The organism is Xanthobacter sp. 126, from assembly GCF_000526175.1.
GTDB lineage: Bacteria > Pseudomonadota > Alphaproteobacteria > Rhizobiales > Xanthobacteraceae > Xanthobacter > Xanthobacter aminoxidans.
Map to the genome: position 1 here is coordinate 4,460,304 of NZ_JAFO01000001.1, position 25,796 is coordinate 4,486,099.

The following is a 25,796-nucleotide window of genomic DNA, read 5'->3' on the forward strand; positions in this document are numbered from 1 at the left end:
CATTCACTCAAAAAGGCCGGCCCCTCGCGGAGCCGGCCTTTTTTGTTGGACCTTGAATGTCAGGCCACCGCGGCACGGCTGGTGGGCAGGAGCGCGGCGGGCTTCACCGCGAAGGCGCCTTCGCCGGCCAGCGCCAGCACGATCTGGCCGACCACGAGGAAGGCGGGATATTCCCAGCCGCCGCCGGGCGCGGAGAAGACCCAGCCGTTGGGCAGGTGATAGCTGAGCGCGCCAAGCATCATAGGGATGAGCAGGATGGCGACCTGCCGGGCATAGACGCCGCCGATGAGCAGCAGACCGCCCACGATCTCGATGGCGATGAAGGGAATGGCGAGGGCGCCGGGCAGGCCCATCTTGCTGGACAGGAAGCCGGCGAAGCCGGGAACGGTGAAGATGAAGATCTTCATCAGGCCGTGCGAGAGCCACATGATGCCGAGGGCAAGACGCAGGATGAAGAGGCCGTAGGGAGCGGTGCGGGTGTCAACCATGGGAGTGAACTCCGGTTTGAGGTGACGCCACATCTAGCTTTCGCGCCTATGCACGGCCATACTCATCAAATCCATATCGAGTTTGCATCTGCGCAAATCACTTTCCCGAGGGTCGCCTCTCCATGATACCGTGGGACGATTTCCGGCTGGTCCGGGCCATTGCCGAAACCGGCTCTCTGGCGGGTGCCGCCGAGCAACTGGCGGTCAACCACTCCACCGTCTTCCGCCGCCTCGGCACGCTGGAGCAGCAATTGGGCGCCCGGCTGTTCGAGCGCGCGCGCGCAGGCTACGTGCCCACCCCCATGGGCGAGGAGATGGTGCGCCTCGCCGAGCACATGGCGGACGAGGTGCTGGCGGTGGAGCGCCGCATCACGGGCCAGGATCTGCGCCCCTCCGGCGAACTGCGCGTGACCACCAACGACACGCTGCTGGTGCACATGCTCACGCCCATCTTCGCCTCGTTCCGCGCGGCCTATCCAGAGATTCGCCTCGACGTGGTGATCTCCAACCAGTCGCTCAGCCTTTCCAAGCGCGACGCGGACGTGGCCATCCGCGCCAGCGACCGGCCGGGCGACACGCTGGTGGGGCGGCGCATGGCCTCCATCGCCTGGGGCATCTATGGCAGCGCCGCGCAGAACATCGCCGGCCCGCTCGATCCGGCGGATCTGCGGCGCTACGACTGGATCGGCTTCTCCGACAATCTCGGCGCCATCAAGCCCGCCAAATGGCTGCGCGAGCGCGTGGGCGAGGAGAAGATCATCTATCGGGTGAATACGGTGCTCGGCCTTGCCGAGGCGGCGGCGGCTGGCATGGGGCTGGCGCTGCTGCCCTGCTTCATCGCGGCGGTCACGCCGGGTCTCGTCCAGCTCATGGGACGGCAGGGGGAGCTGGAATCCGGGCTGTGGCTGCTCACCCATCCCGACATCAAGGCCACGGCGCGGGTGCGCACCTTCATGGAGCATGCGGGCCGGGAGATCGGCAAGCTCAGGGGGCGGATCGAGGGGATGGAGGATCAGCCCGCGACTGCGGGCTGACGGGAAAAAGCTCAGTCCGCGGAGGCTTCCGTGGTGCGCTTGGACTTGGAGCGGCGTGAGGCCACCTGCTGGCCTTCGCCGCTGGCGCCGACGAATTCGCACCACATGGTCTGAATGCCGGCCAGCGAGCCGCGGAAGGAGTTCTGCCCGGTCTTCACCAGATCGAAGCAGGGCTCGAAGGTCATGCCCTTCACGAAGCCGCACACATTCTCGCCGCGCACGCGCAGGGTGTTCGGCGGCAGGCGCACGAAGCGCGGCGGCGCGTCGCGCAGGGTGATCATGCCGGCAACCGAGCCATCGGCATAGACGCGCCCGGCGCCCTTGGAACCTTCAAAGCAGGTGAACGAGAAAGTGCGTCCGACCACGAACTCGCGCGCCTGATCGGCCGAGAGCTGCTGGGCGGCTGCGGGCGCCGGCGCCAGAGCGGCCGGGAGGAGTGCGGCAAAGCCCAAGGCCGCGACGAGAATGCTGCGCATGGCTTGTTCGCGATTATCCATCTGATCTTCGTTCACGTTGCGCAGACACCACCGGCCATTGTCAATAGCAGGAACAGCTAGGGAACACCGGCGCCGTGCGCACGATGCCGAATCTTCCGGCACCGTGCTCTGAGAGTCGCGCTCATACGGTTACCGGCCGATGAACAGGACGTTCCCTTATGGGCAGATTGATGGCCGCGGAGGCAAAAGACAGCGCCACGGACAGCCACCACAGCCAGTCGTAGCTCTTGGTCGCCTCATAGATCTCGCCGCCGAGATAGACGCCGAGGAAGCCGCCCACCTGATGGGAGAAGAAGGCGAACCCATAGAGCATGGCCATGTAGCGCGTGCCGAACATGAGCATCACGAGGCCCGAGGTCGGCGGCACGGTGGAGAGCCACAGGAAACCCATGGCAGCGCCGAACATGTAGCAGCTCGTCGCCGTGATCGGGGTCATTACGAACACCGCGATGACGACGCCGCGCGCGGCGTAGATGACCGACAGCAGCACCTTGCGCGGCATGCGGTTGGAGAGATAGCCGGCGGTCAGCGAGCCGAGGATGTTGAACAGGCCGATCAGCGCCAGCGTATAGGCGCCTACCGACAGGCTCATGCCCTTGTCCACCAGGAAGGCCGGCATGTGGACGGTGACGAAGGCGAGCTGGAAGCCGCAGGTGAAGAAGCCGAGCACCAGCATCACGTAGCTCGGATGCCTGAGCGCCTCGCTCAGCGCCGCGCCGATGGTCTGCTGCGGCGCCTGTGCGGCACCGGTGGCGGACGGTGCGGACGCGCGGGTGGCGAGCGCCAGCGAGAACGGCAGCACGATGAGCAGCGAAGCGCCGAACACCAGCAGGGTCTGGTGCCAGCCGATGGTGTCCATCAGCCCGCGGGTGAGCGGCGGGAACAGGAACTGGCCGAACGATCCGGCCGCGGTGGCGAGGCCGAAGCCGATGGACTTCCACTCGTTGGGCAAGAGCTTGCCGAAGGCCGCGAGCACGAGGTTGAACGAGGCGGCGGACAAACCGAAGCCGATGAGCACGCCGGCGGACAGGTGCAGCAGGCCGGGCGTCGTCGCATAGGCCATCAGCGCGAGGCCGGCGGCATAGATGAGCGCGCCGCAGCACAGCACCCGTACCGTGCCGAAGCGATCGGCCAGCGCGCCGGCAAACGGCGAACCCACGCCCCACAGAAGGTTCTGGATGGCGACGGCGAAGCCGAACACGTCGCGGCCCCAGCCGAACTCCTGCGACATGGGCAGCAGGAACAGACCGAAGACGGAGCGCGGACCGAAGGTCAGCAGCGCCACCGCCGAGCCGGCGATGAGAATGAGGATGGCCGGAACGGTGCCGCTCCGGCCAGGATTGGCCGTCGGTGAGGATGGGGCGGACATGAGGGTCGTCTCGCGTTGGGAGATGCACCCACGGGTGCATGTTGGACCCATTCTACGAGCAGCCCACGTCCTTTGGAAAATCAATAATCGTCAACGGCTCCATGAGCAGCTCTCATGGATCGGTCGCATATTACCTCAAGACAATCGCAAAGCGGGGCGGCCTTGGCCGCCCCGCCGTGTCTGCCGGAGGTCCCCAGCGTCAGCCGCGACGCGGGCCATCCGCATTCGGGCCGCCGTGCGGGCCGTGATGCCAGCCGCCCATTCCGCCACCCATGCCGCGGAATTGCTGGTGCAGCACCATGTTGAGGCGCTGCTTCTGCGCCGTGTCGAGGGTCTTGTAGAGCGGGTCCGCCGCATCGGCGATCTTTCGCAGGTCGTTGGCGCGGGCATCCATGCGATCGGCGGCGGTGCGCATGCGGGCGATGGGATCAGCCGGCGTGCCGGCCTGCCGCGCCTCGCGGGCAGCCTTGCGGTCGGCGGCCATCTGCTCCCGGCGCTGGGCCGCATCCTTGGCCACGGACTTCAGCGTCTGCTCCACGCCCGGCCACAGCTTCTCCTGATCAGGCGTGAGCTTCAGCGCGGTCTTGAGCGCGACGATGCGGGCATCGGTGAGGATGGCGCGATCCTCGGCGGTCGGCTGCCAGCGGTGCGACGCATCCCCTGCGGCGGGGGTGTTCGCGGCATAGGTGGCCGCGGAACCGGCGATCAGCGCAGCGGCGGTTGCGGCGAAAAGAGCGCGTTTCATGTCGTGAGTCCTCCTTCAGGGACGAAGGAAGCATCGCCCCCAAACCCACGTCCGGCAACTTAAACTTCGGTAATAGACATCTTGATACAACTTGTTGCAAATAGATTTTTCGTGTGACCTCGTGCGGAACAATACCACCATTTCGCCACGACTTTCAGGCAAAACCTTCCGATCCGACGAGTACTTTCGCTTCCAGGCTCGAAACTCCCTGCGTATCCCGGGAATATCCGCGCCGTTCCATTTCGCAGCGCCATGCACCGGCTCCGCCGGAGATCCGGTAGAGGCAATAGCCGCCGGCGCCGCGCTCATCCTGCGGCCCAGCCGAGGCGGAGGGCACCCCCACCACGGGGATGCGGCCGGCTGCCGACGGGATGTAGCCGAGGGAGGCGCGATGGTCGTGCCCGTGCAGCACCAGTTCCGCCCCCGCCTGCGCGAGCACCGCCCGCACCTCCTCCGCATCGCGCAAGTCGCGGTGGAAGGGGCGCTCGCCCACGGGGGGATGATGGATCATCACCACCCGGAACAGCCCTTCCGCCTTCAGCCGCTCCAGCAGCGCCGAGAGCCGGCCCAGCTGCGCACGCCCCGCCTTGCCGCTGGCGAGGAACACCGCCGTGGGGATCGCCGTCGAGACGCCCACGATCGCCACCTCGCCCCGCCGCCGGACGTAGGGGAAGGAATCCACGTCCACCGGCGTGTGGGGATGGCTGTCGTCTCCGGCGAGGAAGGGCGCCCAATGTTCCAGATGGTAGTGCATGGCCGAGCGCACATAGGCGTCGTGATTGCCGGGAACCACGCTCACCTTGTCGGGCTCCCCGAGGGAGGCGAGGAAGGTGGCGCCGGTGTCGAACTCGGCCGGCAGGCTCACATTCACGAGGTCGCCAGTGACGCAGATATGGTCCGGCTGCTGGGCGAGGAGGTCCTCCGTGAGCGGCGCCAGCGTCGATGCGCCGAAATTGCGACGCCGCGCGCCGATCCAGTTCATCATCCCGAAGAAGCGCTTGCCCAGAAGCTCGGAGACGCGCGCCTCCGGGATTGGGCCGAGATGCGGGTCGGAAAGGTGGGCGATCACGGGCATAGGCGGACCTTGGTGCAGCGAGAAGTGCGGCGGGAACGCGGCGCTTATAGCAGATCGCGCCACACCCGCCGCGGTTCCCTGTTTGCGATGCGGCAAGGCGCGGCGGCTGCGCCGGGTTGATGTTGCAGAAGCCATCCCGCACGCTGCATGCTGCAATGCATCGATGTCCTCAGGCCAATCGCGAGTGAAGTCCGTGCGTCACGTTTTCGTCCTCCTTCTGCTTGCGCTCGCGCTTTCGCCTGCCCTCGTGGGGCAGGCTCATGCCTCCCAGGTGGCGGTGCGCGGAACTGAGATCCTGGTGGACGGCAAACCCTTTGTTCCCCTCGGTGCCAGCGGCGAGACGCGCTTTCCCGATCTGAAGGCGCTGGGCGCCAACACCATCCGCACCTATGGGCAGGAGCCGGGGGAGATTCTCGACGCGGCGCAGCGGGCGGGGCTCAAGGTGATCGTGGGCTTCTGGCTCGGCCATCCCCGCCTCGGCTTCAATTATGCCGACCGTGCGGCGGTGACGGCCCAGCTGGAGGCGCTGCGCCACATGGTGGAGCGCTATCGCACCCATCCGGCTCTGCTCATGTGGGGCATCGGCAACGAGGTGGAGGTCGAGCTTTCCCCGGAAGAGGCGCAGGCCGTGTGGCCGGCCATCGAGGAGGCCGCGCGGCTGGTGAAGACACTGGACGGCCAGCACCCCACCATGGCGGTGCTCGCCGAAGTGGGACAGGACAAGGCTGCCATCCTGAAGCGCCATGCGCCAGACATCGACGCGCTCGGCATCAACGGCTATGGCGACGGCCTTCTCACCGCCGCCGGTCGCGCGCGGGCGCAGGGCTGGACCGGCCCTATCATCCTCACCGAGCTCGGCGCGCAGGGCCATTGGGATGCGCCCAAGGCACCGTGGGGCGCGCCCATGGAGCCGACCTCCTCGGACAAGGCCGCCCGCGTGCGGCGCTATCTGATGGGGGCGAAGCAGGCGGGCGTCGGCGCCATGCCCTTCCTGTGGGGGCAGAAGCAGGAGGTGACGCCCTCCTGGTATTCGCTGCTGCTGCCCACCGGCGAATGGACCGAGACGGTGGAGGTCATGGCCGATCTGTGGGGCGGGAAGGTGCCCGGCGGCCCCAACCGGGCGCCACGCATCCTCGCCCTCTCCCTCGTCGGACCAGCCCGATTCTCTACCGACGGGCAGACCCTGGTGCGCCTCTCCGCCACCGATCCCGACGGCGACCCGCTGAAGGCCGAATGGCAGATCATGGCCGAGACCACCGCCCGCAGCGTCGGCGGCGATCCCGAGCCGGTGCCGCCCAACTTTCCCGCGGGCCTGCACGATCCCGCCCCGACAGGCGTGCGCATCTTCGGCCTGCCGCCCGGCCGCTACCGCGTGTTCGTCACCCTGCGCGACGGGCGCGGCGCGGCGGCCACCGGCAACATCCCTTTCGAGATCCAGTAGCGCTTTTCAGCACGCCTTTTCAGCACAGCATTTTGCGGAGGATTTCATGCCCAGGATCGACCGTCTTCTGGTGGGAGAGGCCCTGGTGGGCGACGGCAACGAGGTGGCGCACATCGACCTCATCATGGGTCCGCGCGGCTCTTCCGCCGAGATCGCCTTCGTCAACGCCCTCACCAACAACAAGGACGGCTTCACCGCTTTGCTCGCCGTGGTCGAGCCCAATCTGATGGTGAAGCCCGCCACCGTCCTCTTCAACAAGGTGACGATCAAGGATGCCCGCCAAGCGGTGCAGATGTTCGGGCCGGCGCAATATGCGGTCGCCAAGGCGGTGGCGGATTGCGTGGCGGACGGCATCATCCCCGTGGAGGAGGCCGACGACATCTTCATCTGCGTGGGGGTGTTCATCCACTGGGACGCCAGCGACGATGCGCGCATCCAGGCCTTCAACCACGAGGCCACCCGCCTTGCCATCACGCGGGCCATCAGCGGAACGCCGAGCCCGGCGGAGGCCATGACGCACCGGGAAACGGCGCGTCACCCCTTGGCTGTAGACTAACCGCGCCGGGAAACGGCGCGTCACACTCTGGCGGTAGACTGACCGCGGGACGCGCTATTGCGCGCCGTCCCCGCTCTCATTCGACAGATCGAGGGAGAGGCCACGGGCGAACCAGGCGCCGGTGCCGGCGATCGCGGCGCCGGCCATGAAGGCCAGACCGGGCCAGTGCGCTGCGGCGAGGCACAGCCCCACCAGCAGGCCCGAGAACGAGCAGGCCATGGCCACGATCATGACCGAGGCACGCTCACGCGCGCCCGCGTCCCGGGCCGCCATGCTTTGCGCGGCCAGCTGGCTGTGTGCTGTGAACTGCCCCAGAGGGCCCCCCGCAGGGCCCGCAGAGGGCGGGCGCGACCGACCCTTCGCTTGAAATGCCACGATGTTCCTCCCGCGCCGCCGACTGTCCGGCGGTCATTTGGAGTGAGAGTAAAGCAGAAAAGCTTGACCTCTTCATCAGGCTGAGACGGTGCTGGCTAAGTTTTTCTTGCCGCAGCGTCATTGCACTGCAGCGAAGGCCCAAGTTGTGCCCTAAAAGCGAGCATGAGCAAACCGGCGGCGAGCACGATGGCCGCCAGCGCCATGAAGCCGACATCGAAGCGGCCGGTCGCCTCCCGCACGAAACCGACGAGATAGGGGCCGGCGAAGCCGCCGAGATTGCCGACCGAATTGATGAGCGCGATGCCGGCCGCCGCCGCTGTGCCGCGCAGGAATTGTGGCGGCACCGACCAGAACGGCCCGAGCGCCGCATAGATGCCCATGGAGGCGAGGGAGATGGCGGCGATGGCCGCCATATGCGTGGGCGCGACCACGCTGGCGACCAGCCCCGCCGCTCCGGCGACCGCCGGAACCGCCACATGCAGCACCCGTTCACCGCGCTGGTCGCTGTGGCGGCCCACGGCGAGCATGGCGAGGGCACTCAGCGCATAGGGGATGATGAGGATCAGCCCCACCTCGTGGGTGGAATAGCCCATGGCACGCACGATCTGCGGCAGCCACAGGCCGATCCCGTAGAGCCCCACGACGAGGCCGAGATAGACGAGGCAAAGCACGACGACCCGTGCATCCTTCAGCGCTGGCAGCCAGGCCTCGTGCGTTCCGGCGGGATGGGCGGCCTGATGCGCCGCATCATGGGTGAGGTGATCGGCCGCGAGACGCGCGGCGATGGCGGCCTTCTCCTCGGCCGTCAGCCAACGAGCCTGCTCCGGGCCGTCGGGCAGCAAGGCGAGCACCACGAGGCCGAGCACCACCGCCGGCAGCCCCTCGATGATGAACAGCCATTGCCATCCGGCGAGGCCAAGCAGGCCGTGGGTGTCGAGGATCCAGGCGGACAACGGCGCCCCGAGCGCGCTGGAGATCGGCACCGCCGCCATGAACAGCGCCACGTAGCGCGCCCGCACCGACAGCGGGAACCAGTAGCCGAGATAGAGGATCATCCCCGGCAGGAAGCCCGCCTCGGCAGCGCCGAGGAGGAAGCGGGCGATGAAGAAGCCGGTCGCGCCCGTCACGAAGGCGGTCGCCGCCGAGATCAGGCCCCACGTCACCATGATGCGGCAGATCCACAGCCGCGCGCCCACCTTCTGCAGCACCAGATTGCTCGGCACCTCGAACAGGAAATAGCCGAGGAAGAAGATGCCGGCGCCCCAGCCATAGACCTCGGGCGAGAAACCCAGGTCCGCATTCATGGTCAGCGCCGCGAAGCCCACATTCACGCGATCGAGGAAGCTGACCACATAGAGCACCATCATCAGCGGGATCAGCCGCCGGACCGCCTTGGCGAAGGCGCGCGTCTCCACCGTCTGCCTCTGCGCCACCACGCGCCCCTCCCCCGTCTTTGCGCGGTTTGTGGCGGCGGGCGGCACGGGCGTCAACTGCCGCAGGCCGGGCAGACCCTTGCGCCGTTTGACTTTCGTCATATTGACGTCGGCGACCGGGTGCAAAGAGGGTGGAGAACCGCAACGCACGAGGGCGCGCGCATGTTTTCGCTGAAGGGCCAGAAGGCGCTGGTGGTGGGCGTCGCCAATGACCAGTCCATCGCCTGGGGCTGCGCGAAGGCATTTCGCGAGCAGGGTGCCGACGTTGCCGTCACCTATCTCAACGAGCGCGCCGAGGCGCATGTGCGACCGCTCGCCGAATCCATCGGCGCCGAGTTGATCCTCCCCCTCGACGTGAGCATTCCCGGCCAGCTCGAAGCCGTATTCGCCGAGATCACCGCGCGCTGGGGCCGGCTCGATACCCTGCTCCACTCCATCGCCTTCTGCCCGAGGGAGGATCTGCACGGCCGCGTGGTCGACTGCTCGGCAGAAGGCTTCTCCAAGGCCATGGACGTCTCCGTCCACTCGTTCCTGCGGATGATCCGCCTCGCGGAGCCGCTGATGGGTGCGGGGGGCACCTGCATGACCGTCTCGTTCTACGGCGCAGAGAAGGTGGTCGAGCACTACAACATCATGGGGCCGGTGAAATCGGCGCTCGAATCGGTGGTGCGCTATGCCGCCGCGGAACTCGGCGAGAAGCGCATCTCCGTCCACGCCCTCTCGCCCGGCCCGCTGAAGACCCGCGCGGCCTCCGGCATCGCCGATTTCGACGAACTCCTGAACGAGGCCGCCGCGCGCGCACCGACTCATCTCCTCGCCTCCATCGAGGATGTGGGCGCCTTCGCGGCCTTCCTCGCCAGCCGCGAGGCCGCCAACGTCACCGGCGGCGTCCACCAGATCGACGGCGGCTACAGCATCATCGGCTGAAAGACGCCCGCCCTGACGTATGGGAGCGCTTCCCTCCGGCTGAAGAGCGCACTACCGTTCCCCCGCGGGCCCCACCCGCCACGGCCGGACAGCAACGATCCGGCCGAAGACAACCGGCGATGGCCGGACGGAGGAACGCTCCAGCGCATCGGCCCGCCCGACGGGCACGCGCGTGCGCACGTCTTCGCCCGGCTTCCGCAAGGAAGGAGAGCGACCCCATGAATCTCGCAGCCAAGCTCCGGGCCCGCGCGGCCGAGGGGCGGCCGGTGCGCGTCGGCCTCGTCGGTGCCGGCAAGTTCGGCTCCATGTTCCTGTCGCAGGTGCGCACCACCGTGGGCATGCACCTCATGGGCATCGCCGATCTCTCCGCCGCCCGGGCGAAGGATGCCCTCGCCAACACCGGCTGGCCGGTGGACGAGGCCCTCGCGACCGATTTCGACGACGCGCGCCGCACCGGCCGCACCGTCATCACCGAGGATGCCGAGGCACTCATCAAGGCCGATGGCATCGAAGTGATCGTGGACGCCACCGGCAGCCCCGCGGCGGGCCTCAGGCACGCGCTCCTCGCCATCGCCGAGCGCCGCCACATCGTGATGGTGACGGTGGAGGCGGACGTGCTGGCCGGTCCACTCGTTGCCCGCAAGGCGGCCGAGGCCGGCGTTGTCTATGCCGCCGCCTATGGCGACCAGCCGGCGCTGGTGTGCGAGATGGTGGACTGGGCGCAGACCTGTGGCTTCAACGTCGTGGCCGCCGGCAAGGGCACGAAATACCTGCCCGCCTACCACGCCTCCACGCCGGACGACGTGTGGCGCAACATCGGCCTCACGCCCGAGCAGGCGGCCATCGGCGGGATGAACCCGCAGATGTTCAACTCTTTCGTGGACGGCACGAAATCCTCCATCGAGATGGCCGCCATCTCCAACGCCACCGGCCTCAAGGCGCCGCGCGACGGGCTGCTCTTCCCGCCCTGCGGTGTGGACGATCTGCCCACCATCTTGCGCCCCCGCGACGCCGGCGGGCTGCTGGAGGAGGCCGGGCAGGTGGAGGTCGTCTCCAGCCTGGAGCGGGACGGACGGCCCGTGTTCCGGGATCTGCGCTGGGGCGTCTATGTGGTGATCGAGGCCGATCCCTCGGCGCGCGGCGACTATGCGCGCCGCTGCTTCCGCGAGTACGGCATGGCCACCGACCCGAGCGGTCGTTACACGGCACTCTATCGCCCCTACCACATGATCGGGCTCGAACTCGGCATCAGCGTCGCCGCAGCAGCGCTCAGGAACGAGGCGACGGGCGCGCCCATCGGCTTCTTCTCCGACGCCGTGGCGGTAGCGAAGAAGGACCTCATGCCCGGCGAGATGCTGGATGGCGAGGGCGGCTATACCGTGTGGGGCCGCATCATGCGGGCGGAGGAGTCCCTTGCCCGCGGCGCCCTGCCCATCGGCCTCGCCCACAAGGTGCGCCTCACCCGGTCCATCGCCCGCGGCGAAGTGGTCGGCTGGGCGGACGTGGAGATCGGCGACAGCGACACCGTGCGTCTGCGCCGGGAGATGGAGCGCCAGTTCACCGCCCCGGCCTCCTGCTCCGCAGCGGCCTGAGAGGCGCCCCGGCGCCCGGCGCCGGTGGACGTTAGCCGTCCGCCGGCGCGGCGCGAGGCCGCACCGGAATGGCCCGCCTGCGGCGAATGGGATTATTGATCCAGATCAAATGTCCGGTGAAGGTTCGGCCTGTCCCGCAGTGCGGGATGAACCTCGATACATTTCACCGGACCCTGCCCCATGCGAACCGCCGCGCGCGCCGTGCTTCACGTCCCCTTCTTCGGCTGGCTTCTCCGCGATGCCATCTACGGCCTGCCCGACGCCAAGTATTTCTTCATCGCGAACCTGATTTTCGCCTTCGGCTATCTCACCTATTTCTTCGGCTATGCCTTCATCATCATCTACGCGCTGACGGCGACCGCGCTCGCCCTGACCGCGCTCGTCATTCTCACCGCGTCCGATCTCCTCGCCACCATGGCCAAGCGCAAGGCCGCGCGGCTGGCGCGGGGCCGGTAAGGCCAGACAACAGCCTCCGCCGCCCCGGCGCACGACGTCGGGGCGGAACATGAGCCGCGGCCAGAAATCGGCCGCGGCTGGAAGGGCGCCCCCTCAGAACTGGTACGTCACCCGCGTGTTGAACGAGCGGCCCATGCCGGCCACCGAATAGCCCCATGCTGCCGACGTCCCCATCATCGACGACACCTGGTAGTTCACCAGGTTCGCCCCGCCCAGCGGCAGGTCGTAATTGGTGTCGAAGATGTTCTCGATGCCGAAGTCGAAGCGGAACTGCTGCCACTGGTAGCTGGTGCGGAAGTTGAGCAGAGCGTAGGCGGAGGTCTCGACCTCGTTGCGCACCTGGCTCACCAGCACCTTGGCCGCCACCATCTGCAGTTCGAGGCTGTTGGTCCAGTTACCGAGCTTGTGGTCCACCGCGATGACGCCGTTGAGCGGCATCATGTGGTAGAGGTTGACGCCGTCGGTGCGCTGGCCCTGCACGAAGTTGAGGTTGCCGCGGAACACGCCCTGCCCCCAGGCGAGGTCATTCCACAGCTCCATCTTGCCGTCGATGTTCACGCCATAGAGCCACGCATCGTGGTTGGCGAACTGTAGGAAGACGAAGTTGTTGGTGACATAGGCATTGTTGGGCTGGCTGGCGAGGCAGCCCGCCAGCAGGCAGCGGTCGGCGTCGATATAGTTGACCACGTAGCTGTAATAGGGCGAGACGCGCAGTTCCCAGGCATTGCGCACCGGATCGTGCCAGGTGGCGGTGAAGCTCGCGGTATGGGCGGCCTCGGGCTTGAGGTCCAGATTTCCCACATAGCCGTTGCCGTCGCCGAACCAGCCGATCATGTCCATGGCCATGGCGTTGGTAGACCAGGCATAGCGTTCGTAGAAGTTTGGCGAGCGGGTTTTTCTGGCGAGGCCGAACTCGTAGGTGCTCGCGGCGTTCGCATCGTAGCGCAGGATGGCCGAGGCATCGACATTGAAGTCGGTGCGGGCGTGGCTCTGGGCGTTGAAGAGCGCGGCATCCGCGCCGTACATCATGTCATTGTAGCCCTGCACGTCGCCCGTGTTCATCCACACCACGTCGTTGCGCACGCCCAGCACCGCCGTCCACCGATCGTCGATGCGCCGCTCCCACTCACCATAGATGCCGAAGCGCAGCTTCTGGCCGTCGTTGATGTTCTGGAATGTGTCCGGCCCCATCATCATGGAGCCGGCGACGGGCGGCCACCAGTCGTCGAGAGTGTTGTAGTAGAGTTCATTGCCGATCCGCAGCGTATCGCGGGCGGAGAGCGCCATCGTGCCCTTCAGCGAATAGCCGATGTCCGTCGCCTTCGTGTCCATGGGCATGTCGCCGGTCTTGTCCGGCGCGACGAAGCCCATGGTGTGGCGGATCTGGTTGGCGAAGACGTTGCCTTCCAGCTGGCCCCAGTCGAACTCGCCGAGATAGCGGCCGAACGCGTTGAGGCTCTTGTTCTCGACGAGGTCCATATACTGGTTGGGGTAGCCCTCGTAGGGGATGAACTGGCCGCCGATGCCCACCGTGAACAGCTGGTCGGCGACCTTCTTCGAGATGGTCAGCGCGTGGTTCTGGGTCTCGTACAAGGTGGACTTGATGGTGGTGCCGTCGCCCGCCACATAGTCGCTCGCCTTGGCCCAGCCTCCGGTATAGGTCACGCTGGTGTCGGCATTGGAGACGGTGGCCGTGGCGTCCACGCCGTAGCTGTTGTTGTTGCTCCGATAATAGCCGGAGATGCTGCCGGAGACAGTGAGCTGCTCGCCCTCGGTGAACTTCGGGGGCGCCACCGTCACGTTCACCCGCGCGCCCGTATAGTCGCCGCCGACGCTCACCGGCGCGGTGGCCGTATAGACCTTCACGTTCGCGATCATCGCAGGATTGACGAAGGAAAAGGGCGGATTCATCTGGTTCGGGCAGGCGATGCCGAACAGCATGCCGTTGACCGCGACCTGGACCCGGTCCGCCCCCATGCCGTTCACCGCCGGCAGGCTGGAAACCCCGCCCGCGCCCCACGCCGCGCCGCCGGGGATGCGGCTGAGGAGCGAGCCCGAATCGCTGGTCCACAGCGTCGCCGCCTGCGCCTCGCTGCCGGAGATGAGCGCGATGTCCGCCGGGGAGAAGTTGCCCGAATCCGTCGCCGGTGCGCCGGAGGCCGTCGCCGCCGGCGTGGCGGCCCGCACGGTCACGGGGGGCAGTTCGGTGGCCGGCTGCGGGCTGGTCTGCGCCATGGCGGGCGCGATGAACGCCGGCATCAGGACAAGCGCGAGCGCGGACGGCGCAAAGAGGGCGGTGCTGCGCGCGAAGCTGCCGCGCAGCCGGGACAGGGTCCCGGCAGGGAGAAGGGGGGATGGCATTTGCGTGTCCTCGCGCTCGAAGGCCGGCGGCATGAGGCGCGGCAGAGCGGAATTGTTTTTGGGTAGGGGTAGACCTCGGCCGCGCCGACGCGGACCCGTCTGCTTGCCTTGCAAGCTGACCGGTCGAAGCATTCCCTGTGTTGAAACGGGAGAACGCACGGGCCGTGGGACAGCGCGCCCGGCCCCGCACCGCGTCAGCGACGAGACCGGACGACTTCAGGCCGCCGCGGGAGGTGCACGCGCCCGGAAGGCGCTCAGGACATGGGTGCGAAGCGGTGCGGAGGGCGCGCCGAAATCGAGCCGGAGCACGCCGGTGAGCGGCGCGAGGTCCGGCACCGGCGGTGGTGGCGGTAGAGCGGGCAGATCGGCCCGCGCGAGACAGGCCTGGCACTGGCGATGCTGCGCCGGGACGCCGTCATGCCCGCCATCCGAATCTGTCGTGCCGGCGGAAACCGCACTCAGGCACAGGTCCGGATCCATCCCGATGGGCACGGATCCGAGCGCGAAGCCCGAAAGGACCACCTGAAGAAGGAGGACGTAGGCGAGAGCCCAGCCGGCAACACGCGCCGCGACCCGGCCCGCGGCCCTTTCGGCCGCGCGTCGCGCGAATGCGTTGATGCCCCTGCGTCCAGCCATGTGCCGCTCCCGCCACAGGAGTACCATTCCTCACGGGAATGTGTAACGGCGGAATGGGCTGCCGACCCAATGGAAGGCAGCCCTGACGCACGGTCCATTAACACTGTTGCAAACTTGCCGCAGATTTCGCTTATCGGGGGCGCCGAGGCGCCCCCTTTCGAGGCTGCCCCTGCTCAGATGCGGCTGCTCATAGTCAGCAGCTCGTAGCGGGCCACGGTGTCGCCATCCTGGTTGAACACCTCCGCATCCCAGCGCACCTCGCCATATTCCGGCTTGCGGGCGGGCTGCTTGTTCTTGACCGTCAGCCGCACGCGGATGGCGTCCCCAGGCGACACGGGCTTCAGGAAGCGGAGCGAATCGAGCCCGTAATTGGCCAGCAGCGGCCCCGGCGCGGGATCGACGAACAGGCCCGCCGCAAACGACAGGATGAGGTAGCCGTGGGCGACTCGGCCGGGGAAGAAGGGGTTCGCCTTCGCCGCTTCTTCGTCCATGTGCGCGTAGAAAGTGTCGCCGGTAAAGTGGGCGAAATGCTCGATGTCCTCCAGCGTGATGGTGCGCGAGGCCGTCTCCACCGTGTCGCCCACGCTGAGCGCATCGAACTTGCGCTTGAAGGGATGCTCCGGCGTGACCGGCGCGGGCGCGCCGGAAAGCCAGGTGCGCGTCAGCGCCGAGAGGCGGGCGGGCGAGCCCTCGATGGCTGTGCGCTGCATGTAGTGGAACACGCCGCGCAGGCCACCCATCTCCTCGCCGCCGCCGGCCCGTCCGGGGCCGCCATGGACGAGACCGGGGAGTGGCGAGCCGTGGCCGGTGGATTCCTTGGCGCAATCACGGTCGATCAGCACGAGGCGGCCGTGATGGGCGGCGATGCCGAACACCAGTTCCTCCGCCACCGCCGGATCGTAGGTATAGACCGAGGCGACGAGGCTGCCCTCGCCCTTGGCCACCAGTTCCAGTGCATCGGCGATGGCTTCATAACCCATCACTGTCGCGACTGGACCGAAGGCTTCCACCGCGTGCGGTGCCTTGGCCTTGAGCGGTTCGGGGCAGCGCAGCAGCACCGGGGCCATGAAGGCGCCGGTGGCGGCATCCGCGCCCAAGGGCTCCACCTTGTCCGGATCGCCGAACACGATCTCCGCCTCGGCCGCTATCTCCCTCACCGCCTCCTGCGTGGCGGTGCGCTGGGCGCGGCTGGCGAGCGGACCCATGCGCACGTCCTCGCGGCGCGGATCGCCCACGGCGATGGCGGCGAGGCGGGCGGAGAGCGCGGCGATCACCGCATTTTCCTGCGCCTTCGGCACGATGATGCGGCGGATGGCGGTGCACTTCTGGCCCGCCTTCACCGTCATCTCGCGCACCACCTCGGCGATGAAGAGGTCGAACTCCGGCGTGCCCTCCACGGCATCCGGGCCGAGCACGGCGGCATTGAGCGAGTCCCGCTCGGCGATGAAACGCACCGCATTGCGCGAGACCGCCGGATGGTCGCGCAGCGCCTGCGAGGTCGCGGCAGAGCCGGTGAAGGAGAGCACGTCCTGCCCCGTGAGATGATCGAGCAGGTCACCCGTCGATCCGGCGACGAACTGCAGCCCCCCCGCCGGCAGGATGTTCGCCTCGATGATAAGCTTCACCACGGCCTCGGCCACGTAGGCGGTGGCGGTGGCCGGCTTGGTGATGACCGGCATGCCCGCGAGGATGGCCGGCGCGAGCTTTTCCAGCATGCCCCAGCAGGGGAAGTTGAAGGCGTTCACATGCACCGCGACGCCGTGGAGCGGGGTCAGCACATGGAGGCCGATGAAGGTGCCGTTCTTCGACAGGGCCTCCGGCGCGCCTTCCACCACGAAACGCTCGCCCGGCAGTTCGCGCCGCCCGCGGGAGGCGTAGGCGTAGAGGGTGCCGATGCCGCCATCGATGTCGAAGAAATTGTCCCGCTTGGTCGCGCCGGTGTCGGCGGCGAGCGCGTAGAGCGCATCCTTGTGGGCGGTGAGATGGGCGCCGAGGGCTTTGAGCATGTCGGCGCGCTGATGGAAAGTGAGACGCCGCAGCGCCGGCCCGCCCACGTCGCGGGCATGGCGCACCATGGCCGCGAAGTCGAGCCCACGGGTGGAGGCCCGCGCCACCATGCGCCCGTCGATAGCGCTCGGAATGTCCACCAGTCCGGCCTCGGGGGTGAACCAGCGGTCGAGGGCGTAGCTGTCGAGGATATGGGTCACTTATTCCCTCCCTTGGGAGCGCTGGCCTTGTGCCAGTCTGTGAATGTCCTGCCCTCTCGTGCGAGCTGGGCGAGGAGTTCTGCGGGCTCTGATCCTGCGCCGCCGGTTTTGTGGGCGGCTTTGATCTCGGTGAGGATGGCGGCGAGGCCGAGGGCGTCGCCGGCGTGCATGGGGCCGCCCTTCAGGCGCGGGAAGCCGTAGCCGTTGACGAAGGCGAGGTCGATGTCGGACGGACGTAGCGCGATGCCCTCGGCGAGTTCCTTCGCGCCCTCGTTGGCCATTACCGCCAGAAGCCGAAGGTGGATCTGCTCCTGCGTGAAGGCCCGCGGCTGGATGCCCTTGGCCGCGCGGGCTTCCGCGATGATCTGCGTGACGGCGGGGTCAGGCGTGCGGTTGCCGGCGGCGTCGTAGGCGTACCAGCCGCCATTGGTCTTGCGGCCCAGCCGACCCGTTTCCACCAGCGTATCGGCGATGGAGACGTAGCGCTCGTTGGGGTCGCGCGTTGCCGCCCGGCGCTTGCGCATGGCATAGGCGATGTCGAGGCCGGACATGTCCGACACCGCGAAGATGCCCATGGCGAAGCCGAACGCCTCCAGCGCCGCATCCACCTGTTCGGGGCTGGCCCCGTCCTCCACCAGATATTCCGCGTGGCGGCGGTAGACCGCATAGATGCGGTTGCCGATGAAGCCGTCGCAATTGCCCGCCACAACCGGCTGCTTGCCCATGCGCTTCGCCAAAGCGAGAGCGGTCGCCAGCGCCTCCGGCGCGGTGCGGGTGGCTTTGACCACCTCCAGCAGCTTCATGATGTTGGCCGGCGCGAAGAAGTGCAGGCCCACCACGTCCTCAGGCCGCGACGTGGTGGTGGCGATGGCGTCGAGATCGAGATAGGAGGTGTTGGTGGCGAGCACCGCGCCCGGCTTCGCTATGCTGTCGAGACGGCGGAAGATGTCGGTCTTCACGCCCATGTCCTCGAAGGCGGCCTCGACGATCAGGTCGACATCGGACAGCGCCGCATAGTCGGAGGCCGGGAGGAGGCGGGCGAGGCGCTCGGCCTTCTGCGCCTCGGTGATGCGATTGCTCTTCACCTGCCTGCCATAGAGGCCATTGATGCGCGCGACGCCGGCCTGCGCGGCTTCGTCGTCGCGCTCCACCAGAGTGACGACATAGCCCGCATCCAGCAGCGCCACGGCAATGCCCGCACCCATGGTGCCGGCGCCGATGACGGCAGCGGATGCGATCGCCCGCGCCTTCGCGCCCTCCAGCCCCGGCACCTTCACCGCCTCGCGCTCGGCGAGGAAGAGGTGGCGCAGGGCTTTCGCTTCCGGGCTCTCGCGCAGGGCCAAAAACGCCGCGCGCTCAAGGGCGAGGCCGGAGGCGAAGTCGGCATCCTTCGACGCCGTGATGACGCGGATGGCCTCGGCGATGGCCGGCACGCCCTTCGCGCCCTTGAGGGCCTTGGCGGCTGCCGCTTCCTCCCCGACCGGTTCACCCGCGGGGACCGGTAGGGCCGAAAGCCGGCGCTTCAACACCGCCGGCGCGCGGGCGATGGCTTCGGCGAGGAGATCGCCCTCCACCACCGCATCAACGAGGCCAAGGTCCAGCGCCTCGTCCGCCTTCAGCACCCGGCCCTCGCAGACCAGACCGATGGCCTGCGCGACCCCCACCAATCGCACCAGCCGCTGGGTTCCGCCCGCGCCGGGGATGATGCCGAGCCGCGTCTCGGTGAGCCCCACCAGCGCCTTGGCCGACCCGAGCCTGAGATCGCAGGCCAGCGCGATCTCGCATCCGCCGCCCAGCGCCGCGCCATCCAGCGCCGCGACCACGGGCTTGCTGCAGGCATCGATCGCCCCCACCACCTCGGGCAGGAAGGGCGCGTCCGGCGGCAGCGCCATCTCGCGCAAATCCGCCCCCGCGATGAACCGCCCCGGCCCACCGCTCAGCACGAGCGCCGAGACCGACACATCCCCATCCAGCTCCCGCACCGCATCGATCACCCCCTGACGCACGCCACGCGACAGCGCGTTCACAGGCGCATGATCGATGTGGACAACCGCCACAGCGCCGTGGCGCGTGATCGTGATGGGGGAAACCTGCGCGTCCACCGCTCAGACCCGTTCGATGAGGGCGGCGATGCCCTGGCCGACGCCGATGCACATGGTGGCAACCGCGCGCTTGCCGCCGCGCAGTTCGAGCGCGCTCACCGCCGTCATGGCGAGGCGCGCGCCGGACATGCCGAGGGGATGGCCCAGAGCGATGGCGCCACCATGCGGATTCACATGCGCCGCGTCGTCCGGCAGGCCAAGCTGGCGCAGCACCGCCAGCGCCTGCGAGGCGAAAGCCTCGTTCAGCTCGATCAGGTCGATGTCGGAGAGGGAGAGGCCGTTCTTCGCCAGCAGCTTCTGCGTGGCCGGGGCCGGGCCGATGCCCATGATGCGCGGCGGCACGCCGGCCTGTACCACGCTGACCACGCGGGCGCGGGGCGTGAGGCCATATTTTTTCGCCGCGGCCTCCGAGGCGAGGATGAGGGCGCCCGCCCCGTCATTGACGCCCGAGGCGTTGCCCGCCGTCACCGAGCCGCCCTCCTTGCGGAAGGGCGTCTTCAGCGCCGCCAGCTGCTCCAGCGTGGTGTCGCCGCGCGGGTGCTCGTCGCGATCCACCAGCACCGAGGACTTCCTGCCCTTCACCTCTATGGGAGCGATCTCGCGGGCGAAGAAGCCCGCCTCCTGCGCCGCTTTCGCCCGCTGCTGGGAGCGATACGCGAAGAGGTCCTGATCGGCGCGCGAGATGGCGAAATCGGCGGCGACGTTCTCGCCGGTCTCCGGCATGGAATCGACGCCGTACTGCGCCTTCATCAGCGGGTTGATGAAGCGCCAGCCGATGGTGGTGTCGTAGATCTCCGCCTGACGCGAGAAAGCTGCTGTCGCCTTGCCCTGCACGAAGGGGGCGCGGGTCATGCTCTCCACGCCGCCGGCAATGATGAGGTCCGCGTCGCCGGTCATGATGGCACGGGCGCCGATGCCCACCGCATCGAGGCCGGAGCCGCATAGCCGGTTGACGGTGGTGCCCGGCGCGCTCACCGGCAGGCCGGCGAGGAGCGCCGCCATGCGGGCCACGTCGCGATTGTCCTCGCCCGCCTGATTGGCGCAGCCGAGGATCACGTCGTCCACGACATCCCAGTCCACGCCGGGATTGCGCGCCTTGAGCACGCGGATGGGATGGGCGGCGAGGTCGTCCGCCCGCACGTCCTTGAGGGCGCCGGCATAGCGGCCGATGGGCGTGCGCGCGAAATCGCAGATGAAGGCGTCAACCATGATGATCTCCGAAGAATGGGCTCAGGCGGCGGCCGGGCGGCGCACGCACACGACGCGGAAGCGGCCCGCCACGAAGGCCGCATCGGTCAGACAGGCATTGCCGGCGGGATTGGCGCCGGAGACGTGGTAGTCGCTGAAGGCTGCGCTCTGGTTCACATAGATGCCGCCCGTGAGGTTCACGGAGAGCGCCACGCTGGCGCGGGCATAGGCCGGCACCGCGCCGGCGATCTCGGCCTCGTCGGTGGAATAGAGGGCGGCGGTGATGGCGCCCTTCTCGCGGGCGGCACGGGCGGCGCGGGCCACCCCATCGGCCGCATCGGCCACCGCGACGACGAAGGCGATGGGGCCGAACCGCTCTTCGAGATAGGCCGCCTCATCGGTGGCATCCACCGCCAGCAGCAGCGGCGTCGCCGTCCGCGCGCCCTCCACTTGCAGCGCCGCACTGTCGCGTACGATGCGGCCGAGGCTGCGGGCTTGCTCGATACGGGCGAGGGTCGCCGGATTCTGGATTGCGCCCAGCACCGCCCCGGCGCGGGCGGGCTCGGACAGGAGCGCATCGATGGCAGAAGCGATGCCGCCCGCCACCTCGTCAAAACTCTTGTGCCCCGCCTCGGTCTCGATGCCGCCCGCCGGCACGAAGATGACCTGCGGTGCCGTGCACATCTGGCCGCTGTAGAGCGAGAGCGAGAAGGCGATGTTCTGGCACATGGGGCCGAACGCGGCGGTGGAGGCGATGACGATGGTGTTGACGCCCGCCTCCTCGGTGAACACCAGCTTGTCCTTCACGTTCTCCCTGAGCCAGCCGCCAAACTGGGAAGAGCCGGTGAAGTCGACGATGCCGACGGCCGGGTGGGTCGCCAGTTCCTTGGCGATGGGCGCCTCTGAAGTGTCGGGGGCGAGCTGGATCACATCCGGATCGAAGCCCTCCTGTGCCAACACTTCGCGGGCGATGCGCACGGTGAGGGCCAGAGGCAGGATGGCGGCGGGGTGCGGCTTCACGATCACCGCGTTGCCGGTGACGAGATCGGCGAACAGCGCGGGATAGCTGTTCCAGGTGGGGAAGGTGGCGCAGCCGATGACGAGGCCGATGCCGCGCGGCACCACGTGGAAATCCTTGTCGAGACGGATGGCGGAGCGGCCCATGGGCTTCTCCCACAGCACCGCGCCGGGCACGCGGGACATCTCCTCATAGGCGTAGGCGACTGCCTCCAGCCCGCGATCCTGCGCGTGCGGGCCGCCGGCCTGGAAAGCCATGGGGCCAGCCTGCCCGGTGGTGTGCTCCACCGCTTCCGCGATGAGGAAGCTCGCCGTGTTGAGGCGGACGAGGATTTCCAGCGCGATGCCCGTGCGCCGGGCGACGGAGGCGGCGGCCCATGCGGCGCCGGCGCCCTCCGCGCGAGCGATCAGATCATCCACGGCACGGGCGCGATAGGTGATGCCGAGGACGGGACCAAAGGGAGAAACCTCGGCGCCGATCAGAGGCGCGGCATCACCCGCGGCAAGCTCGAACGGGTGGTTTTTCAGGGCCGCGAACGTCGCCTTGGCCTCGGCGGCACCACCTTCGGGATAGGCCTTGGGATTTTCCGGGAAGGCCGCCCAGAAGCCCCGCCCGCGCGCTGCGGCAACGGCGGATTCGAGCAGCGCGGCGTGGGCCGCGAACAGGTCAGCCATGGTCCTCTCCCTATGCCGGGACGCTGTGCGATGATGTTGACAAGCCCATCCCTTGCGCTAATGATTAACCGATCGTCCGGTTAATTCAAGAGGCTCCGAAAGAGCCCTGAAGTGGGAGGACCAAGTGGAGGCGCATGTGAACGAAGCCGTGCTGACCGTCACGGACCATGGCGGCTGGACGGAGCTGACGCTCAATCGTCCCGACCGCCTCAATTCCTTCAACGAGGAGATGCACGGCGCGCTTGCGGCCGCACTGGACGACGCCGCCGATGAGAGCTGCCGCGCCGTGCTGCTGACCGGCGCCGGCCGCGGCTTCTGCGCCGGGCAGGATATCTCCGCCCGCGCCAACGCGGAAGGTCCCCTGGACCTAGGCTCGACCATCGAGGCCTTCTACAACCCGCTCATCCGCCGCATCCGAGGGCTCAACAAGCCCGTCGTTTGCGCGGTGAACGGCGTGGCCGCCGGGGCCGGTGCCAACATCGCTCTGGCCTGCGATATCGTTCTGGCTGCGCGTTCCGCCAAGTTCATCCAGGCGTTCTCGAAGATCGGCCTCGTGCCCGATTCGGGCGGCACCTATTTCCTGCCACGCCTCATCGGCGATGCGCGGGCGCGGGCGCTGATGCTGCTGGCCGAGCCGCTCGCGGCCGAGACCGCGGCCGAGTGGGGCCTGATCTGGAAGGTGATCGACGACGCCGCCCTCATGGACGAGGCCCGCGCGCTCACCGCCCGCCTCGCCACCCAGCCGACGCAGGGCCTCGCCCTCACCAAGGCGGCGCTCAACGCCTCCGGCGGCAACAGCCTCAACGACCAGCTCGATCTCGAGCGCGACCTGCAGCGCGAGGCCGGCCGCACGCCGGATTATCGAGAGGGCGTGAAGGCCTTCATGGAAAAGCGCGCCCCGAACTTCACGGGACGCCGCTCGTGACCGCCGCCGAAACCGTGGCGCCGCTCTCTCCGGAAGAGATCGCCCGCCGCTCCGCTGACGCCATGTGGGCGACCGACCATGCGAGCCAGGGGCTCGGCATGGAGATCGTCAGCATCGGCCCCGGCACCGCGACCCTCGCCATGACGCTCACCGAGCGCATGTGCAACGGCTTCGGGATGGGCCATGGCGGCTTCATCTTCGCTTTGGCCGACAGCACCTTTGCCTTCGCCTGCAATACCTATGACGAGCGCACCGTCGCCCAGCACTGCTCGGTGACGTATCTGCGCCCCGGCACCCGCGGCAAGCGCCTTGTGGCGCGGGCGCGCGAGGTGAGCCGCAGCGGGCGCTCCGGCATTTACGATGTCGAAGTTTCGCAGGACGATGTGGTGATCGCCCAATTCCGCGGCCACTCCCGCACCATCGGCGGGCGCATCACCCAAGCGGATGAGAGCGGGTCCGGAAAGCCCGCAGACAAGAAATCCTGATCTCGCAGAAGATCCATCTGGAGGAGACGATGAACATGGCTCTGCCGGCACTGTCCCCGGGCCGTTCCTTCGAGGGTGGCCTCGATCCCGCCGAGCGCGCCTCGCGCGACGAGATCATGTCCCTGCAGCGCGAGCGCCTCGCCTGGTCGCTGCGCCACGCCTATGAGAATGTGCCCTTCTACCGCCAGGCCTTCGACAACGCGGGCGTGCACCCCTCCGACCTGCGCGACCTCTCGGACCTCGCCAAATTCCCCTTCACGGTGAAGACGGACCTGCGCGACAACTACCCCTTCGGCCTGTTCGCGGTGCCGAAGGAAAAGCTGATCCGCGTGCACGGCTCGTCCGGCACCACGGGCAAGCCCATCGTGGTGGGCTACACCAAGGCCGACATCGACATGTGGGCCGACGTGATGGCCCGCTCCATCCGCGCCGCGGGCGTGCGGCCGGGCATGATGGTGCATGTGGCCTATGGCTACGGCCTGTTCACCGGCGGCCTCGGCGCCCATTACGGCGTCGAGCGTCTGGGCTGCACCGTGGTGCCCATGTCCGGCGGCATGACCGAGCGCCAGGTCCAGCTCATCCACGATTTCAAGCCCGACGCCATCATGGTGACGCCGAGCTACATGCTTGCCCTCATGGACGGATTCGCCAAGGCCGGGCTCGACCCGCGCGAGACCTCGCTCAAATATGGCATCTTCGGCGCCGAGCCGTGGACCAATGCCATGCGGCAGGAAATCGAGCGCGATTTCGCCCTTGATGCCACCGACATCTACGGCCTCTCCGAAGTCATCGGCCCCGGCGTCGCGCAGGAGTGCGTGGAGACCAAGGACGGCCTGCACATCTGGGAGGATCATTTCTACCCGGAGGTGATCGACCCGCTCACCGGCGAGGTGCTGCCCGATGGTTCGAAGGGCGAATTGGTGTTCACCTCGCTGACCAAGGAAGCCTTCCCCATCATCCGCTACCGCACCCGCGACCTCACCCGCCTGCTTCCGGGCACGGCGCGGCCGGGCATGCGGCGCATGGAGAAGGTAACGGGCCGCTCGGATGATATGATCATCCTGCGCGGCGTCAACGTCTTCCCGACCCAGATCGAGGAGATCCTGCTGGCGGTGGAGGCCTGCTCCGGCCACTACCAGATCGAGCTGACCCGCGACGGCCGCATGGACGAGATGACCGTGCACGCCGAGATCCGCGAGGAGGTCTATGGCGAGGTGGACGTGGACGCCACCGGCAAGCGCATCCTGAAGCGCATCAAGGACACCATCGGCATCACCACGCGCATCTCCCTGCACGAGCCGGGCGGCATCGAGCGCACCGCCACCGGCAAGGCCAAGCGCATCGTGGACCGCCGGCCCAAGGAGTGAGCGGGAGGGCCAAACGCCCTCCCCTGCCCCAACAAAAAAGGCCCGGCGCAATGCCGGGCCTTTTTCTTGTCTGTCGCCGATCTCAGTCGAGCCCGAGCGGCGCGAGGCGGTCGGTGACGAGGCGCTCCCACTCCGCCAGCAGCACCTCGTTGGGCGTGTGACGCAGGCCGAGGCGGCGCAGCGTGTCGTAACGGGCGGAACCGGCCACGCCGAACGTGGCGGCGACGCGGGGACGCCAATAGGCAAGGCTCGCCCGAGCGCCGACCCGCCCGACCTCGGTGGCGGCGATGCGTTCCAGCCCTTCAAGCCCCAGCTCCGCATGGCGGGCCTCGCGCGGGGCGATCTCGCGGAAGACCTCGGCGAGCGGCGCGTAGGACACCCGCGACAGCTCGGCGAGCTGCACGCCGGTGGCAAGACCCATGAGCACGTTCATCGCCACCGCGTCGGTCCATCCCGTGATGGGATAGTGGAAGACCGAAAGCCGCATGTCGTTGCCGTGCCGCACGGCGCCGAGGTCGGCATCGCGCGCCACCCGCGCCGCCCAGTCGTGCTGCGCCTGATAGCGGCCGGTATCGGTGCCGAAGGCGCCCATCAGGCCGAGCACCCGCTCGGCATGGTCCGCCTTTTCAAGCGTGATGCGGCTCGCCGCGATCCGCGCCTTGATGCCGGGCGCGAAATTGATGGAGGCGGCAAAGCCGGCCGAGCCGGCGAGCTGGCTGTCCACGAAGGAGGACATGAGCCGCAGAAGCTCGCCGCGATAGCGCGGCGGCACGTTGTCAGGCGAAGAGAGCACGCCGCCCTGGGCGAGATAGTCGTCGATGGCGATCACGTCGGACATGTGTCTT

At 68.2% G+C, this 25,796-nt stretch carries 23 protein-coding genes; 9 read left to right on the forward strand and 14 right to left on the reverse strand.

From position 1 onward, the window contains the following. Window positions 1-59 precede the first annotated feature (59 nt). Entirely contained in the window at window positions 60-488 is a 429-nt protein-coding gene (locus XAN126_RS0121135; RefSeq protein ID WP_024280550.1) for a DoxX family protein, read from the reverse strand. A 122-nt stretch (window positions 489-610) separates the two neighbouring features. Between XAN126_RS0121135 and XAN126_RS0121140 the strand changes: the two genes are divergently transcribed. Then, window positions 611-1,522 (forward strand): LysR family transcriptional regulator, encoded by a 912-nt coding sequence (locus XAN126_RS0121140; protein WP_024280551.1) that lies wholly within the window; start codon window positions 611-613, stop codon window positions 1,520-1,522. Window positions 1,523-1,533: 11 nt separating this feature from the next. Here XAN126_RS0121140 and XAN126_RS0121145 read toward each other — a convergent pair whose 3' ends face one another. The 4 genes from XAN126_RS0121145 to XAN126_RS0121160 form a co-directional block, all read right to left on the reverse strand. After that, window positions 1,534-1,998, reverse strand: a complete 465-nt coding sequence (locus XAN126_RS0121145; RefSeq protein WP_024280552.1) for a hypothetical protein — start codon at window positions 1,996-1,998, stop codon at window positions 1,534-1,536. 142 nt (window positions 1,999-2,140) lie between these two features. Continuing rightward, the gene (locus XAN126_RS0121150; RefSeq protein ID WP_024280553.1) at window positions 2,141-3,388 is read right to left on the reverse strand and encodes an MFS transporter; all 1,248 of its coding nucleotides are present in this window, start codon (window positions 3,386-3,388) and stop codon (window positions 2,141-2,143) included. 199 nt (window positions 3,389-3,587) lie between these two features. Next, entirely contained in the window at window positions 3,588-4,133 is a 546-nt protein-coding gene (locus tag XAN126_RS0121155; RefSeq protein WP_024280554.1) for a Spy/CpxP family protein refolding chaperone, read from the reverse strand. A gap of 154 nt (window positions 4,134-4,287) precedes the next feature. After that, window positions 4,288-5,208: a metallophosphoesterase gene (locus XAN126_RS0121160; RefSeq protein ID WP_024280555.1), complete on the reverse strand. Its 921-nt coding sequence runs from the start codon at window positions 5,206-5,208 to the stop codon at window positions 4,288-4,290. Window positions 5,209-5,401: 193 nt separating this feature from the next. Here XAN126_RS0121160 and XAN126_RS0121165 point away from each other — a divergent pair, with 193 nt between their 5' ends. Both XAN126_RS0121165 and fae read left to right on the forward strand, forming a co-directional pair. Further along, window positions 5,402-6,649: a glycoside hydrolase family 2 TIM barrel-domain containing protein gene (locus XAN126_RS0121165; RefSeq protein WP_029877537.1), complete on the forward strand. Its 1,248-nt coding sequence runs from the start codon at window positions 5,402-5,404 to the stop codon at window positions 6,647-6,649. A 46-nt stretch (window positions 6,650-6,695) separates the two neighbouring features. After that, complete coding sequence (fae, locus tag XAN126_RS0121170) at window positions 6,696-7,205, forward strand: formaldehyde-activating enzyme (RefSeq protein WP_024280557.1); 510 nt, start codon at window positions 6,696-6,698, stop codon at window positions 7,203-7,205. Window positions 7,206-7,259: 54 nt separating this feature from the next. On the opposite strand, the gene XAN126_RS0121175 is transcribed toward fae, so the two are convergent. Next, window positions 7,260-7,478 carry a hypothetical protein gene (locus XAN126_RS0121175; RefSeq protein ID WP_024280558.1) on the reverse strand — a complete coding sequence of 73 codons (219 nt, stop codon included), beginning with the start codon at window positions 7,476-7,478 and terminating at the stop codon, window positions 7,260-7,262. 197 nt (window positions 7,479-7,675) lie between these two features. Next, window positions 7,676-9,016 (reverse strand): MFS transporter, encoded by a 1,341-nt coding sequence (locus tag XAN126_RS0121180; RefSeq protein WP_245272310.1) that lies wholly within the window; start codon window positions 9,014-9,016, stop codon window positions 7,676-7,678. 159 nt (window positions 9,017-9,175) lie between these two features. On the opposite strand from XAN126_RS0121180, the gene fabI reads away from it, so the two are divergent. The 3 genes from fabI to XAN126_RS0121195 all read left to right on the forward strand — a co-directional run bounded on the left by fabI (window position 9,176) and on the right by XAN126_RS0121195 (window position 11,988). Beyond that, on the forward strand, window positions 9,176-9,940 hold the full coding sequence (gene fabI / locus XAN126_RS0121185; protein ID WP_024280560.1) for an enoyl-ACP reductase FabI: 765 nt from the start codon (window positions 9,176-9,178) through the stop codon (window positions 9,938-9,940). Between the two features lie 218 nt (window positions 9,941-10,158). Then, window positions 10,159-11,532, forward strand: coding sequence for a flagellar basal body P-ring biosynthesis protein FlgA (locus XAN126_RS0121190; protein ID WP_024280561.1), 1,374 nt, complete (start codon window positions 10,159-10,161; stop codon window positions 11,530-11,532). A 180-nt stretch (window positions 11,533-11,712) separates the two neighbouring features. Further along, complete coding sequence (locus XAN126_RS0121195) at window positions 11,713-11,988, forward strand: hypothetical protein (protein WP_024280562.1); 276 nt, start codon at window positions 11,713-11,715, stop codon at window positions 11,986-11,988. Between the two features lie 93 nt (window positions 11,989-12,081). Here the strand turns inward: XAN126_RS0121195 and XAN126_RS0121200 are convergent, their stop codons facing one another. The 6 genes from XAN126_RS0121200 to paaN all read right to left on the reverse strand — a co-directional run bounded on the left by XAN126_RS0121200 (window position 12,082) and on the right by paaN (window position 22,174). Then, the gene (locus tag XAN126_RS0121200; protein ID WP_197024077.1) at window positions 12,082-14,349 is read right to left on the reverse strand and encodes a TonB-dependent receptor; all 2,268 of its coding nucleotides are present in this window, start codon (window positions 14,347-14,349) and stop codon (window positions 12,082-12,084) included. A 216-nt stretch (window positions 14,350-14,565) separates the two neighbouring features. Beyond that, entirely contained in the window at window positions 14,566-14,985 is a 420-nt protein-coding gene (locus XAN126_RS0121205) for a hypothetical protein (protein ID WP_024280564.1), read from the reverse strand. Window positions 14,986-15,158: 173 nt separating this feature from the next. Next, window positions 15,159-17,192 (reverse strand): phenylacetic acid degradation bifunctional protein PaaZ, encoded by a 2,034-nt coding sequence (gene paaZ / locus XAN126_RS0121210; protein ID WP_024280565.1) that lies wholly within the window; start codon window positions 17,190-17,192, stop codon window positions 15,159-15,161. Beyond that, window positions 17,189-19,294: an FAD-dependent oxidoreductase gene (locus XAN126_RS0121215; RefSeq protein WP_024280566.1), complete on the reverse strand. Its 2,106-nt coding sequence runs from the start codon at window positions 19,292-19,294 to the stop codon at window positions 17,189-17,191. Before XAN126_RS0121215 ends, paaZ begins: the two co-directional genes overlap by 4 nt. A gap of 3 nt (window positions 19,295-19,297) precedes the next feature. After that, entirely contained in the window at window positions 19,298-20,503 is a 1,206-nt protein-coding gene (pcaF, locus tag XAN126_RS0121220) for a 3-oxoadipyl-CoA thiolase (protein ID WP_024280567.1), read from the reverse strand. A gap of 21 nt (window positions 20,504-20,524) precedes the next feature. Then, entirely contained in the window at window positions 20,525-22,174 is a 1,650-nt protein-coding gene (gene paaN / locus XAN126_RS0121225; RefSeq protein WP_024280568.1) for a phenylacetic acid degradation protein PaaN, read from the reverse strand. A 136-nt stretch (window positions 22,175-22,310) separates the two neighbouring features. Here paaN and paaG point away from each other — a divergent pair, with 136 nt between their 5' ends. The 3 genes from paaG to paaK are packed head-to-tail and all read left to right on the forward strand — an operon-like array spanning window position 22,311 to window position 24,951. Then, window positions 22,311-23,099, forward strand: a complete 789-nt coding sequence (gene paaG / locus XAN126_RS0121230) for a 2-(1,2-epoxy-1,2-dihydrophenyl)acetyl-CoA isomerase PaaG (RefSeq protein ID WP_024280569.1) — start codon at window positions 22,311-22,313, stop codon at window positions 23,097-23,099. Continuing rightward, window positions 23,096-23,584, forward strand: a complete 489-nt coding sequence (gene paaI / locus XAN126_RS0121235) for a hydroxyphenylacetyl-CoA thioesterase PaaI (protein WP_024280570.1) — start codon at window positions 23,096-23,098, stop codon at window positions 23,582-23,584. The genes paaG and paaI overlap by 4 nt, the downstream gene beginning before the upstream one ends. A 35-nt stretch (window positions 23,585-23,619) precedes the next feature. Next, complete coding sequence (paaK, locus tag XAN126_RS0121240) at window positions 23,620-24,951, forward strand: phenylacetate--CoA ligase PaaK (RefSeq protein WP_024280571.1); 1,332 nt, start codon at window positions 23,620-23,622, stop codon at window positions 24,949-24,951. An 82-nt stretch (window positions 24,952-25,033) separates the two neighbouring features. On the opposite strand, the gene XAN126_RS0121245 is transcribed toward paaK, so the two are convergent. Beyond that, a complete protein-coding gene (locus XAN126_RS0121245) occupies window positions 25,034-25,789 on the reverse strand; it encodes a Phenylacetic acid catabolic protein (RefSeq protein ID WP_024280572.1) in 756 nt (251 codons plus the stop codon). Window positions 25,790-25,796 lie beyond the last annotated feature (7 nt).

What these genes read in the sequence shown, in the direction of transcription:
- XAN126_RS0121150 (WP_024280553.1), bottom strand. Translation starts at nt 3,388, where the DNA reads ATGTCCGCCCCATCCTCACCGACGGCCAATCCTGGCCGGAGCGGCACC.
- XAN126_RS0121135 (WP_024280550.1), bottom strand. Translation starts at nt 488, where the DNA reads ATGGTTGACACCCGCACCGCTCCCTACGGCCTCTTCATCCTGCGTCTT.
- fabI (WP_024280560.1), top strand. Translation starts at nt 9,176, where the DNA reads ATGTTTTCGCTGAAGGGCCAGAAGGCGCTGGTGGTGGGCGTCGCCAAT.
- paaN (WP_024280568.1), bottom strand. Translation starts at nt 22,174, where the DNA reads ATGGCTGACCTGTTCGCGGCCCACGCCGCGCTGCTCGAATCCGCCGTT.
- paaK (WP_024280571.1), top strand. Translation starts at nt 23,620, where the DNA reads ATGGCTCTGCCGGCACTGTCCCCGGGCCGTTCCTTCGAGGGTGGCCTC.
- XAN126_RS0121175 (WP_024280558.1), bottom strand. Translation starts at nt 7,478, where the DNA reads ATGGCGGCCCGGGACGCGGGCGCGCGTGAGCGTGCCTCGGTCATGATC.
- XAN126_RS0121205 (WP_024280564.1), bottom strand. Translation starts at nt 14,985, where the DNA reads ATGGCTGGACGCAGGGGCATCAACGCATTCGCGCGACGCGCGGCCGAA.
- XAN126_RS0121155 (WP_024280554.1), bottom strand. Translation starts at nt 4,133, where the DNA reads ATGAAACGCGCTCTTTTCGCCGCAACCGCCGCTGCGCTGATCGCCGGT.
- fae (WP_024280557.1), top strand. Translation starts at nt 6,696, where the DNA reads ATGCCCAGGATCGACCGTCTTCTGGTGGGAGAGGCCCTGGTGGGCGAC.
- XAN126_RS0121200 (WP_197024077.1), bottom strand. Translation starts at nt 14,349, where the DNA reads ATGCCATCCCCCCTTCTCCCTGCCGGGACCCTGTCCCGGCTGCGCGGC.
- pcaF (WP_024280567.1), bottom strand. Translation starts at nt 20,503, where the DNA reads ATGGTTGACGCCTTCATCTGCGATTTCGCGCGCACGCCCATCGGCCGC.
- XAN126_RS0121190 (WP_024280561.1), top strand. Translation starts at nt 10,159, where the DNA reads ATGAATCTCGCAGCCAAGCTCCGGGCCCGCGCGGCCGAGGGGCGGCCG.
- XAN126_RS0121160 (WP_024280555.1), bottom strand. Translation starts at nt 5,208, where the DNA reads ATGCCCGTGATCGCCCACCTTTCCGACCCGCATCTCGGCCCAATCCCG.
- XAN126_RS0121245 (WP_024280572.1), bottom strand. Translation starts at nt 25,789, where the DNA reads ATGTCCGACGTGATCGCCATCGACGACTATCTCGCCCAGGGCGGCGTG.
- XAN126_RS0121195 (WP_024280562.1), top strand. Translation starts at nt 11,713, where the DNA reads ATGCGAACCGCCGCGCGCGCCGTGCTTCACGTCCCCTTCTTCGGCTGG.
- XAN126_RS0121145 (WP_024280552.1), bottom strand. Translation starts at nt 1,998, where the DNA reads ATGCGCAGCATTCTCGTCGCGGCCTTGGGCTTTGCCGCACTCCTCCCG.
- XAN126_RS0121140 (WP_024280551.1), top strand. Translation starts at nt 611, where the DNA reads ATGATACCGTGGGACGATTTCCGGCTGGTCCGGGCCATTGCCGAAACC.